Below are 814 nucleotides of genomic sequence, written 5' to 3'. Positions count from 1 at the left end.
GTTGCTTATCTTAAAAAAGAGAGGTATTTTCTATGTATTATTACAAAGAAGAATTGATTAATATTATTAAGCCAGACCAACCAGATCCCGCCGCTGCGAAGGTCTTACAAGAAATACTTGGTGGCCATTTTGGTGAAATGCGTACGATGATGCAATATTTCTTTCAAAGTTCAAATTTTAGAGGAAAAGCGAAGGAATATCGTGATTTGCTTCGAGGGGTTTTTCTTGAGGAGATTAGTCATGTAGAGCTCGTTCAGAATACAATTAATCAATTATTAAATGGATCTGGTGAGCCTACACCAGGTAATGCCGGTATGGATAAAGCACCGCTTGATGAGGCGGTTAAACATGCAAATCCTCACCATTTTATTGTTGGTGCTCAAAGCTCATTACCAGTAGATGCAGCCGGTAATCCATGGAACGGATCGTGGGTATATAGTCATGGAAATCTAATTAGTGATTTAATGGATAACCTAGTTCTTGAATCAACTGGTGTACTTCAAAAGACAAGGATTTATGAAATGAGTTCAAATCAAACTTTTCGTGAAACACTTGCCTTTTTAATTGTGCGTGATAATGCACATCAAAATGCATTTGCAAAAGCGTTAGAAACTTTAGGCGTTGAATGGGGAAAACTTTTCCCATTACCAAACTACGATATCAATAAGTATCCTGAATGTAGAAAGTATGTAGAAATGGGGTTTCATAATACTCAATTTAATTTCAGGTTAGATGAAACAAGAATCGGAGAGATCTTCCAAGGTGAATCACCAAGTAGAAACAAAGGAATGTTAAGTGTAACGGAGCCACCAAA

Annotated in this window: 1 protein-coding gene; it reads left to right on the top strand. The window is 36.9% G+C overall.

The window, feature by feature from the left end:
* Positions 1-32: 32 nt before the first annotated feature.
* Positions 33-814, top strand: a 782-nt coding sequence (locus tag JDS96_RS30520) for a manganese catalase family protein (RefSeq protein WP_199669096.1), incomplete at its 3' end; no start/stop codon positions are given.

Source organism: Bacillus cereus group sp. N21, from assembly GCF_016483395.1.
GTDB classification, from domain to species: domain Bacteria; phylum Bacillota; class Bacilli; order Bacillales; family Bacillaceae_G; genus Bacillus_A; species Bacillus_A pseudomycoides.
Note: the sequence above shows the minus strand (reverse complement) of the source record. Positions and strands in the feature narration are given on the sequence as shown.